We start from the raw sequence: 14,389 nt of genomic DNA on the forward strand, positions 1-14,389 counted from the left end.
CAAGGAAACAGAAATGTTCAATTTCAAGCACGAATGGATTGAGACCAATGTGGGCCTGCTGCTGGTGCTGGTCATGCTGGCCATCAGTATTGGCGGCCTGGTAGAAATCGCTCCGCTATTTCTTATCAAGAACACCGTGGAGAAAGTGGATGGCGTACGTCCCTACACCCCGCTGGAATTGCGGGGCCGTGATATCTATCAGCGTGAAGGTTGCTACCTGTGCCATTCGCAGATGATCCGTCCGTTCCGCGATGAAGCGCTGCGTTATGGACACTATTCGCTGGCAGCCGAGTCGGAATACGATCATCCATTCCAGTGGGGTTCCAAGCGTACCGGACCGGATCTGGCGCGCGTCGGCAAGAAGTACTCCAACGAATGGCAGGTTGCTCACCTGACCAGTCCACGCTCCATGGTTCCAGAATCAGTCATGCCCAATTTCCCCTGGCTGGAAAAGAATGAACTGAATATTTCGGATATCAAGGAACGCATGGAAGCCTTGCGTAAAGTCGGCGTACCCTATTCGCTCACCAAATCCGAATATCAGGCTAACGTCAAACAGTTCGGGGCAGCAACAGCCGAGATGTTGAGCATCCCGGATGCGCGCAAAAATCTTATCGCTCAGGCAGAGTCGGGCAACTATGATGGTGACCCCAGCAGAATTACGGAGATGGATGCGCTGGTGGCGTATTTGCAGGTGCTTGGCACCATGGTTGATTTCAGCAAATATGACGACGACGCGTTTGTGAAATACCGTTAATCAATAATTAGGCCGGCCCATGGACATGAAATGGTTGAGTTGGTTTGCTTCATATGAGAATACCAAGCCGCTGGCGCTGGTGATTCTGTTTGTCACTTTCGTGCTGATTGTGCTGTATGTGTACGGCAGCAAAAAGCGCGGTGAGCGGCTGGAAACCTACAAATACATGCCATTCATGGACGATGAATCTGAAAGCAAGGAAGACAAGAAATGAGCCAGGAAAAATTACAGTCCCACACGGTACAGACTACCGGTCACGCATGGGACGGTGACCTGCAGGAATACAACAATCCGATCCCGGACTGGTGGCTTTATGCGTTCTATATTAGCGTGCTCGCGGCGGTTGCATATTGGTTTACTTATCCCGCGTGGCCGATAGGTAATGGATTTACCACGGGTTTTGATCAGATCACCTACGTTAACGACAAGGGTGTGACCAAGACCACACACTGGAATACCCGTGCTCTGCTTATGCATGAAACCAACGAGGCGGTCGCTGCGCAGAAACCCTATTTCGATAAGGTTGCGGCGATGCCGTTTGAACAGATTGCCAAGAATCCGGAACTCAACAGCTTTGTATTATCCGCAGGCAAACAGTTGTTCTCGGACAACTGCGCAGCCTGCCATCAGCAGGGTGGTGGCGGAAAAATGGATTTCGCACCGAATTTGACCGACGACGACTGGCTCTACGGTGGTCATTACGCAAACATTCAGCAGACCATCACCGATGGCCGTCATGGCTACATGCCGCCGTTTGCCGAGGTGTTGACTGATGCGCAAATGACCCAACTGGCTGATTATGTGTTGAGTCTTTCGCATAACGCCGTAAATCCGGAGAGCGCCAAGGCGGGTGACGTGCTGTTTCATTCCGAAACGGCAGCCTGCTACTACTGTCACGGGGTTGATGCCAAAGGTCGCCAGGCACACGGTTCAGCCAACTTGACTGACAGCATCTGGCTGTGGGCAGACGTGCCCGATGCCAAAACCATACCGCTGAAGGAAGCCGCAGTGAAGAATGTCATTCGTACCGGCCTGAATAAAGGCGTCATGCCTAGCTGGAAAGATCGACTGTCGGCTGAACAAATCAAGTTGTTGACCGTCTACGTACACGAATTGGGTGGTGGTAAATAAGTAGCTATTGACCCCTGATCCGGTTCCGGCCGGTCTCGCGGCCTAAACAAAACCCCTGCCATACTGCGGGGGTTTTTTCATGGAGAATATGTTTGAACGTTGGTATTGAAGAACCGCGGGCGCTATACCAGAAGCGCATCCCAATTGTTACCCGTTCAGTTAAAGGGCGTTTTCGCAATTTCAAATGGGGTGTGATGGTATTGGCCTATGCGGTGTTCTTCGGGTTGCCCTGGCTACCCTGGACGCGACATGGCGTGGTTTCCCAAGCGGTCATGTTCGACCTGGCTGAACGCCGCTTCTTCATTTTCGACCTGGTCATGTATCCGCAGAATATCTTCTGGCTGGCCTTGTTGTTATTCATTGCCGCCGTTCTGCTCTTTTTTGCCACTTCATTGATAGGCCGTGCATTTTGCGGCTACTTCTGCTTTCAGACTTTATGGACAGATATATTTATCTGGATTGAAAAGCTGGTGCAGGGTGAGCGTCCCGCGCGTATTCGGTTGCAGCGGCAACCGTGGAACGGCGAGAAGATTCTCAAACTGGGCGTGACGCACGGTCTGTGGCTGCTGATTTCATTCTGGACCGGTATGACTTTCGTGCTCTACTACGGCTATGCTCCGGATCTGCTGGTGCGGTTTTTTACCGGCCACGCAGTCTATGCCGCCTATGTCACGGTATTTTCGCTGACACTCACCACCTACGCCGCGGCAGGCCTGATGCGCGAGCAAATCTGCGCATATATATGCCCGTATGGGCGCTTCCAGAGTGTGATGTACGACCCCGAAACGCTGGCTGTCGCCTATGACGCCAAGCGGGGTGATGGCAGCATGGGACGTGCAGCGCCCAGGGCAGAATTGAAAATACACGAAATACGCCAGCAGAAGGGTTATGGCGACTGCATTGATTGCGGGTTCTGCGTGCAGGTGTGCCCGGCTGGGATCGATATTCGGGACGGCTTGCAATACCGTTGCATATCCTGTGGTTTATGTATTGATGCCTGCAACACCATTATGGATTCGGTGGGTTATCCGCGCGGCCTGATCCGTTACGATTCGGAAGCCAATCTGGCGCTGCCTGAGCCGGCCAAGCCGCATATTCACTGGAAACGAATTAAGGTTGTGGGATATTTCGTGGCTCTCAGCGTTATGACAGGTGCGCTGATATACAGTATCGCCACGCGTACCAATTTCGAACACGATGTGCAGCAAATACGCCAGCCGTTATACGTAGTGCTCTCCAATGGCGACATCCGCAATCGTTATCAGATTCATCTCACCAACAAGAGCGGTGCTGATATGGAATATCGCATCAGCACGCAGGGCTTGCCGCCGGGGGCTCTGGCTATGGATGAGTCGCAGACCGTCAAGGTGCGCAGTGGCAATAGCGTGCTCGTGCAGGCAAGTATCATACTCACGCCGCAGCAAGTCGGAAAATATCCCCGATTTGATTTTGTGATCACCCCAATATCTGAACCGGATGGGCGGGTGGTAGAGCAGGTAAACTTTTATTCAAGGACGAACGAACAATGAGCTTGCTGGAAACGCTGTTTGGCGGCACCGTAATCGTGGTGATATTGCATTGGCTGCTGGGGCGTGCAGGGCTGGCAAATTATTGGCGTGGCGTGATTTCCGGTGCGGTTCCCACTATCGGTTATGCCGTCTATGCCATTATGAATGGCGATCAGCTTGATGTGATAGCCATTCACGTCGCAATCTATCTCGCCACCGCAACTGTACTCAGCCTGCTCGCAAGCGATAAACGCAACTCGGGAAAACGCATGCACTGGGCACCCAAAGCAATGGTCGTGTTCTTCGGATTGCTGACGGTGATCGATGGCACATTCGTGGCTGTTTCCACCCAGGGCGTGCCGCCCTGGGTGGCCAGCCTGATCATGCCACGTGCCAAGAATCACCCGGTATATTCCGGGTTCTCGGGAGTTACCGAGCACGACGAGCAGGCGGCCAAGGCGGTCAACGAGCATCTTAAAACACTCTCGGATGAACAAAAGTTGGGCTGGGACGTAGAAATGGAAGGCCTGGATACGCTGAAGTCAGGACCGTCAGCAGTGAATAATCTCACCATGCGCTTACATGACAGGCTGAAGCAGCCTATGCAAAATGCCGTTGTCACCTTGAATTTCTTTCGTCCCGGCTATGTGCAAATGCTTCCTCCACTCCGCCTGCTTGAGGGTAAGCCAGGTGAGTACGGCGGCAGTATCAGTATTCCCGGTACCGGCTCGTGGGTGGTCAAGCTGGTGATCGAGGCCAATGGTCAACGCGTCGAGCGCGAACACGATGTGAGCGTGCCTGCCTCCTGAGTAATGCATGACGGCATCTGAATCTTGCTATCACTGTGGTCAGGCCGTCCCTGGCGGCGCAGAATTTAGCGTTAACATCGCACGCCAGTCGCGCGCTATGTGCTGTCGTGGTTGTCAGGCAGTCGCCCAGGCGATTGTGGACAATGGTCTAAGCGAGTATTACTCGAATCGCACTGCTTTGCCGGGGCAAGGGCATGAAATATTGCCGGATGAGCTGAAAAAGCTTGCCCTGTACGATCATCCGGATATCCAGCGCAGCTTTGTGATCGACAGCGGCGTGAATCAGCGCGAAGCGGTGCTGATCCTGGAAGGAATCACCTGCGCTGCCTGTGTCTGGCTAAACGAACGCCATCTCAAACAACTGCCGGGCGTGAACTCGGTACAGGTTAATTACGCTAATCATCGTGCCAGGATTGCCTGGGATAGCCGTGAAATCTCCCTGTCGCGCATCCTCCAGGAAATCCAGTTGCTTGGCTATAACGCGCATCCCTACAGCGCTTTGCAAGCCGATGCGTTGCGCCAATCCAGGCGTAAAAAGGATTTGCAGAGGCTTGCCATTGCCGGGATAGGCGCGGCGCAGACGATGATGTTGTCGGTCGGTCTCTACGCAGGGAACTGGGATGGCATTGCTCCCAGTACAGTGGTGCTGCTGCGCTGGTTCGGTCTGCTGCTGACGCTGCCGGTGGTGACGTTCTCTGCCATGCCGTTCTATCGCGCAGCATGGAGTGGCATCAAGTCCAGGCATCTGAATATGGATGTGCCGGTGGCGCTGGCGATTATTACAGCATTCATCGGGAGCGTGTGGGTCACCCTGTTCGGTGGAGCGCATGTTTATTACGATTCTATCGGCATGTTTACCCTGTTCCTGCTGGGTACGCGTTTGCTGGAAGCTGGCGCCCGCGGAAAGTCGATTGAATCGGCAGAAAACCTGCTCAAGCTTCAGCCCACCATGGCCATCCGGTTGCGGGCTGGCCTGCAAGAATATGTACCGGTGCTGGATCTGCTGCGCGGTGACAGTATCCTGGCCAAACCGGGTGAGACGATCGCAGCGGATGGCACGGTTGCGGAAGGGATGTCGACGGTAGATGAAGCGCTATTGACCGGCGAACCGCGTCCGGTGCTTAAAAAGCCTGGCGATAGCGTGATCGCCGGCAGCATTAATCTGGAAGGCCCGCTCACATTGACAGTGACTGGCGTGGGTGAAAATACCGTCCTGGCTGGCATTGTACGTATGGTGGATAAGGCGCAGGCCGAAAAACCGCATATCGCCACACTCGCGGATCGCACCGCTTCCTGGTTCACGCTTGCACTGCTTGTTTTTACCGCTGTGGTCGGGCTGGCGTGGCTATTCATAGACCGCACGCAGGTGCTGGATATCGTACTGGCAGTGCTGGTGGTGACTTGCCCCTGCGCATTGTCGCTGGCAGTACCGGCTGCACTGGCAGCGGCAGGCTCACATCTCATTAAACGCGGTATTCTGGTGACGCGCGGCCATGCATTGGAAACACTGGCACGAGTGAATCATGTGGTATTCGACAAGACCGGGACGCTGACGCAAGGTAAACCGGCGGTGATGGATGTGATTGTTCTAGCAGATTTGACCGCGGCGCAGTGTGATGTGCTGGCTGCGAGTCTCGAGCAAGCCTCGGAACACCCGTTGGCAGCGGCATTCAAGGGGCGCGTATTGGCGTCTGATTTACCGGCCGTGCAAGCGGCACGAAATCACCCGGGACAAGGTGTGTCCGGTGTAGTGGATGGGCAAACTTATTCTCTGGGTAATCAGGATTTTTCGCCTGCAAGCCGTATCCTGGCTGAGAATTATTCCACCCGCTATCCCGGTGCAACTTTGGTATGGCTGTGTGATGCGACGCGAGCGCTGGCCGTGTTTGTACTGGAAGATCCGTTGCGGGATGATGCCAGGCAGACAATTGCGACACTCAGGACGCGTGGCATTGGCATCAGTATTTTAAGTGGAGATAACGAAACCACCGTGCGCCATGTCGGCGCTGCGCTGGGTGTCAGCGATCTCCACTGGCAGCAAAAACCTCAGGACAAACTGGCTGTTTTGCAGGCGATACAACGCGATGGCGCTATCGTCGCGATGGTGGGGGATGGCATCAACGATGCGCCAGTCCTGGCTGCGGCCCAGGTATCGTTTGCCATGGCGGCGGGCACTAACGTGGCCAACCAGAGTAGCGACATCGTTTTGCTCTCCAACCGCTTGGACGATGTGCCGCAGGCACTGGAAACGGGACGTGACACGTTGGGAGTGATGCGCCAGAACCTGTTCTGGGCGGTGGCGTATAATGTGATCGCATTACCTTTTGCCGCGCTCGGTTATGTCTCGCCGTGGCTGGCAGCGCTGGGTATGTCCATCAGTTCCATGGTGGTGGTGTTGAACGCTTTGAGGTTAAGATGACATCTACATTGGTATTTCTGCTGGGTTTGACGGTCATATTTATTTTATTGATTGGTTTCGGTATTTTCTGGGCAATCAAAAGCGGCCAGTTCGAAGATATGGAAGGGCCGGCACAACGCATCCTGATGGATGAGGATGACCCGATGCTGCCGTCGAATCAATTGAGCGACAAAACGAAATAGTTTAAAATGGATTCAATTTTATATATTCATGTAAGGATGGATCATGACTCAGCTGTTCAATAAAACCAATCTGCCGATGACCGTTATCGTGAGTCTCATTGTGTTTGCCTGGCTCAGCTTCTTCTCGGTTCTCCTGTTTGCGTGACACGCAAATGTGACCCATAAAAAACCCCGCAAATGCGGGGTTTTTTATGGGTCAGGGCAAATCTGATAACAACTTAAACCAGCGCAGCCTTCATTTTCTGAAATGCCTTTTGTTCGATCTGACGTACACGCTCGGCAGAAATATTATATTCCGCAGCCAGGTCGTGCAGGGTGGCGTTTTCATCTTCACGCAACCAGCGTGCTTCGACGATGTGGCGACTGCGAGCATCCAGACTGCCCAGTGCAGACATCAGGCCCGTACTAGTGCGCTGTTCGTTTTCGTTACGCGCCAGAATCTTCGATGGTTCATCTTCGGCATTACTCAGATATGCCAAGGGGCCATAACCGTCCTCACCGTCTTCGCCCAAAGGCTCCAGCGTAACGTCCTGCCCGGAAAATCGCGCCTCCATTTCCAGCACTTCTTCGCGCTTTACGCCCAGTTCCTTAGCCATGGCGCTGGCCTCGTCCGGACTCAGGCTATTGAGACCGGTCTTGTGACTGCGCAGGTTGAAAAACAGTTTGCGCTGGCCTTTAGTCGTGGCGATTTTTACCATGCGCCAATTGCGCAGAATGTATTCGTGCATTTCAGCCTTGATCCAGTGCATGGCAAATGACACCAATCGCACACCGCGTTCCGGGTCGAAGCGTTTGACCGCTTTCATCAGGCCAATGTTACCTTCCTGAATCAGGTCGGCCTGGGGTAATCCGTAGCCGACGTATTTGCGGGCGATACTTACCACCACGCGTAAGTGTGACATCACCAGGTGGCCGGCTGCTTCCAGATCGTTATCGTCACGCAGGCGTCGTCCCAGTGAAATTTCTTCTTCCAGGCTCAACATCGGATAGCTATTGATGGTGTGGATATAGCTGTCCAGACTGCTGGCACTGTTGCTTAATGCTGGCAATGCAAAAGTAGGTGACATGGCATATTCCTCCTTGAATCCATTCTAGCACTCTACATAAGAGAGTGCTAATCATGTAAAGTTCACCGGATTTCTTGATTATCTGGATTCTATCAGGCGCAGACTGCGGTTCACCGCCAGATAAGCGCCCAGCCAGCCCAGTGCGGCGGCAATCGCCAGCAGTATTGCCACTTCTATCAACCCGAGGCCGGTCAAATGAAAGCTTGAGGCGTAGAGTGCGGCCAACTTGCTGGCCTGCTGGTCGAGCAGCAGCACAGAAACCACTAGAATCAACCAGGCAATGAGTCCGCCAAATAGTCCCTGTACTACGCCGAAATACAGGAATGGACGACGTATATAGCGGTCGGTGGCACCGATCAGTCGACTGACTTCAATTTCCTCGCGACGGGTAAGAATTTGCAGTCGGATGGTATTTCCGGATACGGCTACCAGCGCAGCGCCCAGCAGGCTTGCCAGTACCCATACGAGATCGCGGCCCAAACCTAGCAGAGCGGTGAGGCGCTGCGCCCACTGACTGTCATCCCGGACTTCGGCGATCTGCGGCCAGCCGCGAATAGCAGCGGCGATACGCGCCATATTTTGGGCGTCGGCTTGCGCAGGGACGATGATCCAGGCATCCGGCAACGGATTGTCAGTCAAGCCCGCAGTCAAGTCGCTGACGCCGGCTTGCTTCGACAAAGCTGCCAGCGCCTGCGCACGTGGTACGAAGTGAAAACCGGCTAAATCGGTGCGTGCCTGCAGGCGTTGGCGTATCACGGTGATATCGGCATCGTTCGCGTTCTGTTGCATGAAAACGCTGATCTCGGGTTGAGCGGGCAGATCAGCGGCCAGCCGGGTGATGTTTTGAAGTAATACAAACAGTCCTGCCGGCAGGCTTAATGCGACGCCGATAGCGATAATGGCAAACAGGGTAGCGTAAGGGGCTTTCCCCATGCGCGCCAGGGTTGCGATGAGTGCCTGGCGATGGTGCGCGAGCCAGGTCATCATGACAGTAATGCCCCGTGTTCGAGATGGATTACCCGGCTACCATAGGCGCTGATGGCGTTTTCATCGTGTGAGGCAATGACCAGTGTGACACCCACCTGGTTGAATGCCTTGAACATGTCCATGATGTCGCGTGCGTAATCTGCATCCAGGTTGCCGGTGGGTTCATCGGCCAATACCAGGCTGGGGCGCGACACCACGGCGCGGGCAATACACAGGCGCTGTTGCTCGCCTCCGGAAAGGGTGATGGGGTTGGCCTTTTCGCGTTTGAGCAGGCCAACCTTGTCGAGTGCCGCGCGTGCGCGGCCAGCTGCCTCGTGGCGCGGAAACCCGGCGATCTGTAAAGGCAGGAGCACGTTCTGCATGACGCTGCGGTCGAATAACAATTTGTGATCCTGAAATATCAGGCCGATATTGCGGCGCAGATAGGGAATTGCAGCGCGGCGCATTTTGCCGACATTCTGACTATTGACCGTCACGGTTCCTAGCGTAGGGCGTTCAATAGCAGCGATAAGTTTAAGCAGTGTGGATTTGCCTGCACCCGAGTGGCCGGAGAGAAATACCATTTCGCCGCTGGCGATTTCAAAGGAAGCATTGGACAGGGCCTCATGACCGCCTGGATAGCGCTTGGTCACGGCATCAAAACGAATCATGGCGCAGGTCCCTCAAATAAAGCGTCAACAAAATCCTGTGCTACGAACGGACGCAAATCTTCCAGGCTTTCTCCCACACCAATAAAGCGGATCGGGTGCGGACGGGTTTTGGCGATGGCCGCAATCACGCCACCCTTGGCCGTACCGTCGAGCTTGGTGAGCACCAGGCCGGTAACACCCAGCGCATCATCAAACGCTTTGACCTGTGTAACCGCGTTTTGTCCGGTGTTGGCGTCGAGCACCAGCAAGACTTCATGCGGGGCAGTGGGTTCAGCCTTCTGGATGACACGCTTGACCTTGCGGATTTCCTCCATCAGGTTGAGCTGGGTGGGCAGGCGGCCAGCAGTGTCGGCCAGCACGATATCAATGCCGCGGGCACGGGCGGCAGCAATGGCATCAAAAATCACCGCCGCCGAATCGCCGCCATCCTGCGCGATCACCGCCACATTGTTACGCTCACCCCACACCATGAGTTGCTCGCGTGCCGCGGCGCGGAACGTATCCCCCGCTGCCAGCAGCACGGATTTGCCTTGCGCCTGATAGTATTTGGCCAACTTGCCGATGGTGGTGGTTTTGCCGGCGCCATTTACCCCTGCCAGCATGATCACATAGGGTTTGTGGGTGCTTACGTCCAATGCTTGTTCGAGGGGTGAAAGCAAGGTGCACAATGTGTCGTGCAGTGCAGCCTGTAATTGGGTAGCGTCGGTGAGCCGGTCTTTTTTGACGCGCTGGCGCAGGCTGTCGAGCAGATACTGGCTGGCATCCACGCCCACATCAGCGGTGAGCAGAATGGTTTCCAGTTCGTCATACAAGTCTGCGTCTATTTTCCCGCCGCGCGAAAACAGGTTGCTCAGCTGTTTGCCAAATTGTTCCCGGGTGCGACTTAAGCCCTGTTTCAGGCGCTGCGTCCAGGATGATTTGGGCACAGCCTCCACTGCAGGCACTGGCGCGTCAACGACGGCCGATTTGGTCGGCGTAGGGGGGGCTTCGGCAGGGATGGGCTTGTCGCCGGATTTCTTGAAGAAACTAAACACAGTGTGGGCAGTCTTTAAACGGTGTGCGGAAACACAGCATATAATTGCGACAGCTATTTTATCATGCGCCTTAGCCTAACTCATTCCGGGATTGTATGAACTTTATAAAACAAGCGCTTGTCATCGGCATTTTATGCCTGGCGACCCCAGCCCTGGCCTCCGTACAGGAATTTCACCTTGCCAATGGTTTGCGCGTCCTGGTCAAGGAAGACCATCGTGCGCCGATTGTGGTATCGCAGGTGTGGTACCGCGCGGGCAGTCTGGATGAATTCAACGGCACCACCGGGGTTGCCCATGTGCTCGAACACATGATGTTCAAGGGTACCAAAGACGTGCCGGATGGGCAGTTTTCCAAATTGATTGCAGCAGCGGGTGGCCGTGAAAATGCGTTCACCGCCCGGGACCACACTGCCTATTTTGAACAATTGCAAAAAGACCGGCTGGGACTGGCGCTCAAGCTGGAAGCCGACCGCATGCAAAATCTCATCCTGTCTGACGCCGCTTTTGCCAAAGAAATCCAGGTGGTGATGGAGGAGCGTCGCATGCGTACCGACGACAAGCCGCAGGCGCTGGTGTATGAGCAGCTGATGGCCACCGCGTTTCAGGAAAGCCCCTACCGGCGCCCGGTCATCGGCTGGATGAGCGATTTGCAACACATGACAGTGGAGGACGCGCGCGACTGGTACCAGCGCTGGTATGCGCCCAATAATGCCACGCTGGTGGTGGTGGGCGACGTCCAGGCGGACGCGGTGAAACAGCTGGCTGAGCGCTATTTCGGACCCATTCCCGCCAAGCAGCTGGCGCTGCGCAAGCCCCAGCCAGAACCGGCGCAAACCGGCATCAAGCGCGTGACGGTTAAAGCGCCCGCCAAGCTGCCGTATCTGATCATGGCATACCACGCGCCGGTACTGCGCGATGTCGACAAGGACTGGGAGCCCTATGCGCTGCAAGTCTTGGCGGCAGTGCTGGATGGCGGCGATGCCGCGCGCCTGACCCGCAACCTGGTGCGCGGGCAGCGTGTGGCCAGCGAAGCAGGCGCCGATTACGATGCCGTGGCGCGTGGCCCCGGGCTGTTCCTGCTCGATGGCACGCCTTCCGAGGGCAAGAGCGCTGCCGATCTGGAAGCCGCCCTGCGTGCCCAGATCGAACTCATCAAGCGCGATGGTGTGAGCGCCGACGAGTTGAAGCGGGTCAAGGCGCAGGTCATCGCGAGCGATGTATATCAGCGCGATTCGACTTTTTACCAGGCCATGCAACTGGGCGAGTACGCCACTGCAGGTTTGCCCATATCCGAAATTGAGGCGCGCGTGAAAAAATTGCAGGCGGTGACCCCCGAGCAGGTGCGCGATGTGGCACGCAAATATCTGGTGGATGACGAACTGACTGTGGCGACGCTGGATCCGCAACCGTTCGACAACAAGCCTCCGCGCCCCGACATGCCGGGGATGCGTCATACCGGTGGAGAACTTCGATAATGCGTATCCTGTTTGCACTGTTTGCAGTTTTCGCCACATTGAGCGCACATGCCAGCCTGCCCATCCAGCACTGGGTGTTGGCCAATGGCGCCAAGGTGTATTTTGTGGAAAGCCACGATTTGCCGATCCTGGACGTCAGTGTCGATTTTCCCGCCGGTACGGCGCTGGAGCCCGCCAACCAGGGCGGCGTGGCCAATCTCACGCGCCACCTGCTGGGCTTGGGTGCGGGCGGACTGGATGACAACCTGATCGCCAGCGGCATGGCCGACGTGGGTGCGGAGTTGGGCGGACGTTTCGATGCGGATCGCGCCGGCATTACGCTACGCACCCTGAGCAGCCCCGAGCAGCGCGATGCAGCACTGTCGATATTGGCTAAGGTATTGCAGCAGCCGACCTTCCCTGCGCCTGTATTGGAGCGGGAAAAGGCGCGTGTCATCGCTGGTTTGCAAGAAGCCGAAGCCCGGCCTGAGAGCCTTGCCGCCAAGGCATTCCAGACTGCGGTGTTTGGCAGCCATCCCTATGCGCGGCGTGACAGCGGCGAGATCGACAGCGTAAGCAAGCTCAAGGTGGCCGATTTGCAGGCCTTTTACCGTAGTCACTACGCCGCCTCGGGGGCGGTGGTGGCATTGATGGGCGATATCAGTCGTGCCGAGGCGGATCGCATTGCCCATCAGCTTACTGACCAACTGCCACCAGCCAGTGGCGAGGCAAGTTTGACCATACCGCCGGTGCCTGCATTGCAGCAGGCGGTGTCGCGCACCATTCCCTTCCCCGCCAAGCAGAGCCAGGTGCTCATCGGGCAGCCCGGTGTAAAACGCGGCGATCCGGATTATTTTGCACTGTATGTGGGCAACTACATCCTGGGGGGTGGCGGCTTCGATTCGCGCCTGCTCAACGAAGTGCGGCAAAAGCGTGGTCTGGCCTACAGCGTGTACAGTTATTTCATGCCCATGCGCGAGGCTGGCGCGTTTCAGATCGGGCTGCAAACCCGCACTGACCAGACCGATGAGGCGCTGCAGGTAGTGCGTCAGACGCTGGCGAATTTTGTCACCAACGGGGTGACCGACGCGGAGCTGACCCAGGCCAAGAACAACATTGTGGGAGGGTTTCCGTTGCGTATAGACAGCAACAAGGAAATCCTCGAATATCTCGCCGTGATCGGTTTTTATGATCTGCCACTGAATTATCTGGACGAGTTCCCGAAGCGGGTCGAAGCGGTCACTGCAGAACAGATTCAAGCTGCGTTCAAACGCCATATCGATCCGGACAAACTGGTTACCATCGTGGTGGGTGGCAGCGGAAAATGAATCATGCCGGGACTTTGCGCAATCGGGTGCGCATTATCAGCGGCCACTGGCGGCGGCGTTTGATCAGTTTCCCCGATGCTGAAGGACTGCGACCCACTCCGGATGCGGTACGCGAAAAGCTGTTCAACTGGCTCGGGCAAGAGTTGCATGGCCTGGATTGCCTCGATCTGTTCGCCGGTAGTGGCGCGCTTGGATTCGAAGCGGCTTCACGCGGTGCTCGGCGCGTGACAATGGTGGAAAAAAACCGTTTGGTACTCAATGGATTGCAACTCAGCTTGACTGCATTGGCAGCCAACAATGTCGATGTGTTGCAGGGAGATGGGGTAAAATTCCTGTCCGAGTACAGCGGGCGCTTTGACGTGGTATTTCTTGATCCACCTTATGCTGCAGGTTTGCAGGAGCAGGTGTTGGCGGCGTTACCGCCGCATCTGAACCCCGGCGCCCGTGTGTATGTCGAGCATGACGGCAATCTGGTCGTGCCGCCTGGCTGGCTGGTGTGGCGCGAGGGGCGCGCGGGTAAAGCGCATTTTTGCCTACTCAAACAGGCGCAGGAACAGGACAGCCATGTATAAAATTGCGGTCTATCCCGGCACCTTTGATCCGGTTACACGCGGTCATGAAGACCTGGTGCGGCGTGCATTGCGCATTTTCGACGAGGTTGTGGTGGCGGTGGCTGCAGGCAGCCATAAGCGCCCGTTTTTTGATTTGAGCGAACGCGTGGAGATGGCGCAGCAGGTGTTTTCCGATGCGCCGCAGGTGCGTGTGGTGGGCTTTTCTGGCTTGCTGATGCAACTCGTGGCCGAGCAGAAAGCTCATATCATCTTGCGTGGCTTGCGTGCGGTATCGGATTTCGAATACGAATTCCAGCTCGCCGGTATGAACCGTCACCTCAATCCCGAGGTCGAAACCGTGTTCATGACCCCGGCCGAGCAACTGATGTTTATTTCCGCCAGCATGGTGCGTGAAATCGCCCTGCTGGGCGGCGACGTGAGCCAGTTTGTGCCGCACTTGGTCGCACAACGACTTCAGGCTAAAATTGCATCAACCCAGTAAAGGATAATTA

15 protein-coding genes are annotated in these 14,389 nt (G+C 55.8%); 11 read left to right on the forward strand and 4 right to left on the reverse strand.

The annotated features are described in order from the left end of the window. Positions 1 to 13 precede the first annotated feature (13 nt). The 7 genes from ccoO (at position 14) to ccoS (ending at position 6,806) form a co-directional block, all read left to right on the forward strand. Positions 14 to 757 (forward strand): cytochrome-c oxidase, cbb3-type subunit II, encoded by a 744-nt coding sequence (gene ccoO / locus EI185_RS07985; protein WP_124704601.1) that lies wholly within the window; start codon positions 14 to 16, stop codon positions 755 to 757. Between the two features lie 19 nt (positions 758 to 776). After that, positions 777 to 971: a cbb3-type cytochrome oxidase subunit 3 gene (locus tag EI185_RS07990; protein ID WP_306308272.1), complete on the forward strand. Its 195-nt coding sequence runs from the start codon at positions 777 to 779 to the stop codon at positions 969 to 971. Further along, positions 968 to 1,888 carry a cytochrome-c oxidase, cbb3-type subunit III gene (gene ccoP / locus EI185_RS07995; protein ID WP_124704602.1) on the forward strand — a complete coding sequence of 307 codons (921 nt, stop codon included), beginning with the start codon at positions 968 to 970 and terminating at the stop codon, positions 1,886 to 1,888. The genes EI185_RS07990 and ccoP overlap by 4 nt, the downstream gene beginning before the upstream one ends. 92 nt (positions 1,889 to 1,980) lie before the next feature. Next, positions 1,981 to 3,417, forward strand: coding sequence for a cytochrome c oxidase accessory protein CcoG (ccoG, locus tag EI185_RS08000; protein ID WP_124704603.1), 1,437 nt, complete (start codon positions 1,981 to 1,983; stop codon positions 3,415 to 3,417). Further along, entirely contained in the window at positions 3,414 to 4,205 is a 792-nt protein-coding gene (locus EI185_RS08005) for a FixH family protein (protein ID WP_124704604.1), read from the forward strand. Before ccoG ends, EI185_RS08005 begins: the two co-directional genes overlap by 4 nt. A 7-nt stretch (positions 4,206 to 4,212) precedes the next feature. Next, positions 4,213 to 6,624, forward strand: a complete 2,412-nt coding sequence (locus EI185_RS08010; RefSeq protein WP_124704605.1) for a heavy metal translocating P-type ATPase — start codon at positions 4,213 to 4,215, stop codon at positions 6,622 to 6,624. Then, positions 6,621 to 6,806 (forward strand): cbb3-type cytochrome oxidase assembly protein CcoS, encoded by a 186-nt coding sequence (gene ccoS / locus EI185_RS08015; RefSeq protein WP_124704606.1) that lies wholly within the window; start codon positions 6,621 to 6,623, stop codon positions 6,804 to 6,806. The genes EI185_RS08010 and ccoS overlap by 4 nt, the downstream gene beginning before the upstream one ends. 218 nt (positions 6,807 to 7,024) lie before the next feature. On the opposite strand, the gene rpoH is transcribed toward ccoS, so the two are convergent. From rpoH to ftsY, 4 genes are all read right to left on the reverse strand, one after another. After that, positions 7,025 to 7,873 (reverse strand): RNA polymerase sigma factor RpoH, encoded by an 849-nt coding sequence (gene rpoH / locus EI185_RS08020; RefSeq protein ID WP_124704607.1) that lies wholly within the window; start codon positions 7,871 to 7,873, stop codon positions 7,025 to 7,027. A gap of 78 nt (positions 7,874 to 7,951) precedes the next feature. Then, positions 7,952 to 8,860, reverse strand: coding sequence for a permease-like cell division protein FtsX (gene ftsX / locus EI185_RS08025; protein ID WP_124704608.1), 909 nt, complete (start codon positions 8,858 to 8,860; stop codon positions 7,952 to 7,954). Then, complete coding sequence (ftsE, locus tag EI185_RS08030; protein WP_124704609.1) at positions 8,857 to 9,510, reverse strand: cell division ATP-binding protein FtsE; 654 nt, start codon at positions 9,508 to 9,510, stop codon at positions 8,857 to 8,859. The genes ftsX and ftsE overlap by 4 nt, the downstream gene beginning before the upstream one ends. After that, a complete protein-coding gene (gene ftsY, locus EI185_RS08035; RefSeq protein ID WP_124704610.1) occupies positions 9,507 to 10,544 on the reverse strand; it encodes a signal recognition particle-docking protein FtsY in 1,038 nt (345 codons plus the stop codon). The genes ftsE and ftsY overlap by 4 nt, the downstream gene beginning before the upstream one ends. A 95-nt stretch (positions 10,545 to 10,639) precedes the next feature. Between ftsY and EI185_RS08040 the strand changes: the two genes are divergently transcribed. Genes EI185_RS08040 through coaD form a run of 4 tightly spaced genes read left to right on the forward strand, consistent with a single transcriptional unit; the run spans position 10,640 to position 14,379 of the window. Beyond that, positions 10,640 to 12,019: a M16 family metallopeptidase gene (locus tag EI185_RS08040; protein WP_124704611.1), complete on the forward strand. Its 1,380-nt coding sequence runs from the start codon at positions 10,640 to 10,642 to the stop codon at positions 12,017 to 12,019. After that, positions 12,019 to 13,326 (forward strand): M16 family metallopeptidase, encoded by a 1,308-nt coding sequence (locus EI185_RS08045; RefSeq protein WP_124704612.1) that lies wholly within the window; start codon positions 12,019 to 12,021, stop codon positions 13,324 to 13,326. The genes EI185_RS08040 and EI185_RS08045 overlap by 1 nt, the downstream gene beginning before the upstream one ends. Further along, entirely contained in the window at positions 13,323 to 13,898 is a 576-nt protein-coding gene (rsmD, locus tag EI185_RS08050) for a 16S rRNA (guanine(966)-N(2))-methyltransferase RsmD (RefSeq protein ID WP_124704613.1), read from the forward strand. The genes EI185_RS08045 and rsmD overlap by 4 nt, the downstream gene beginning before the upstream one ends. Then, positions 13,891 to 14,379 (forward strand): pantetheine-phosphate adenylyltransferase, encoded by a 489-nt coding sequence (gene coaD, locus EI185_RS08055; RefSeq protein ID WP_124704614.1) that lies wholly within the window; start codon positions 13,891 to 13,893, stop codon positions 14,377 to 14,379. The genes rsmD and coaD overlap by 8 nt, the downstream gene beginning before the upstream one ends. The last annotated feature ends 10 nt before the right edge of the window (positions 14,380 to 14,389 follow it).

This window comes from Sulfuriferula multivorans (assembly GCF_003851125.1).
Classification (GTDB): Bacteria; Pseudomonadota; Gammaproteobacteria; order Burkholderiales; family Sulfuriferulaceae; genus Sulfuriferula; species Sulfuriferula multivorans.

What these genes read in the sequence shown, in the direction of transcription:
- ccoP (WP_124704602.1), top strand. Translation starts at nt 968, where the DNA reads ATGAGCCAGGAAAAATTACAGTCCCACACGGTACAGACTACCGGTCAC.
- ccoO (WP_124704601.1), top strand. Translation starts at nt 14, where the DNA reads ATGTTCAATTTCAAGCACGAATGGATTGAGACCAATGTGGGCCTGCTG.
- ftsE (WP_124704609.1), bottom strand. Translation starts at nt 9,510, where the DNA reads ATGATTCGTTTTGATGCCGTGACCAAGCGCTATCCAGGCGGTCATGAG.
- coaD (WP_124704614.1), top strand. Translation starts at nt 13,891, where the DNA reads ATGTATAAAATTGCGGTCTATCCCGGCACCTTTGATCCGGTTACACGC.
- EI185_RS08045 (WP_124704612.1), top strand. Translation starts at nt 12,019, where the DNA reads ATGCGTATCCTGTTTGCACTGTTTGCAGTTTTCGCCACATTGAGCGCA.
- EI185_RS08010 (WP_124704605.1), top strand. Translation starts at nt 4,213, where the DNA reads ATGACGGCATCTGAATCTTGCTATCACTGTGGTCAGGCCGTCCCTGGC.
- EI185_RS07990 (WP_306308272.1), top strand. Translation starts at nt 777, where the DNA reads ATGGACATGAAATGGTTGAGTTGGTTTGCTTCATATGAGAATACCAAG.
- ftsX (WP_124704608.1), bottom strand. Translation starts at nt 8,860, where the DNA reads ATGATGACCTGGCTCGCGCACCATCGCCAGGCACTCATCGCAACCCTG.
- rsmD (WP_124704613.1), top strand. Translation starts at nt 13,323, where the DNA reads ATGAATCATGCCGGGACTTTGCGCAATCGGGTGCGCATTATCAGCGGC.
- EI185_RS08040 (WP_124704611.1), top strand. Translation starts at nt 10,640, where the DNA reads ATGAACTTTATAAAACAAGCGCTTGTCATCGGCATTTTATGCCTGGCG.
- rpoH (WP_124704607.1), bottom strand. Translation starts at nt 7,873, where the DNA reads ATGTCACCTACTTTTGCATTGCCAGCATTAAGCAACAGTGCCAGCAGT.
- ccoS (WP_124704606.1), top strand. Translation starts at nt 6,621, where the DNA reads ATGACATCTACATTGGTATTTCTGCTGGGTTTGACGGTCATATTTATT.
- EI185_RS08005 (WP_124704604.1), top strand. Translation starts at nt 3,414, where the DNA reads ATGAGCTTGCTGGAAACGCTGTTTGGCGGCACCGTAATCGTGGTGATA.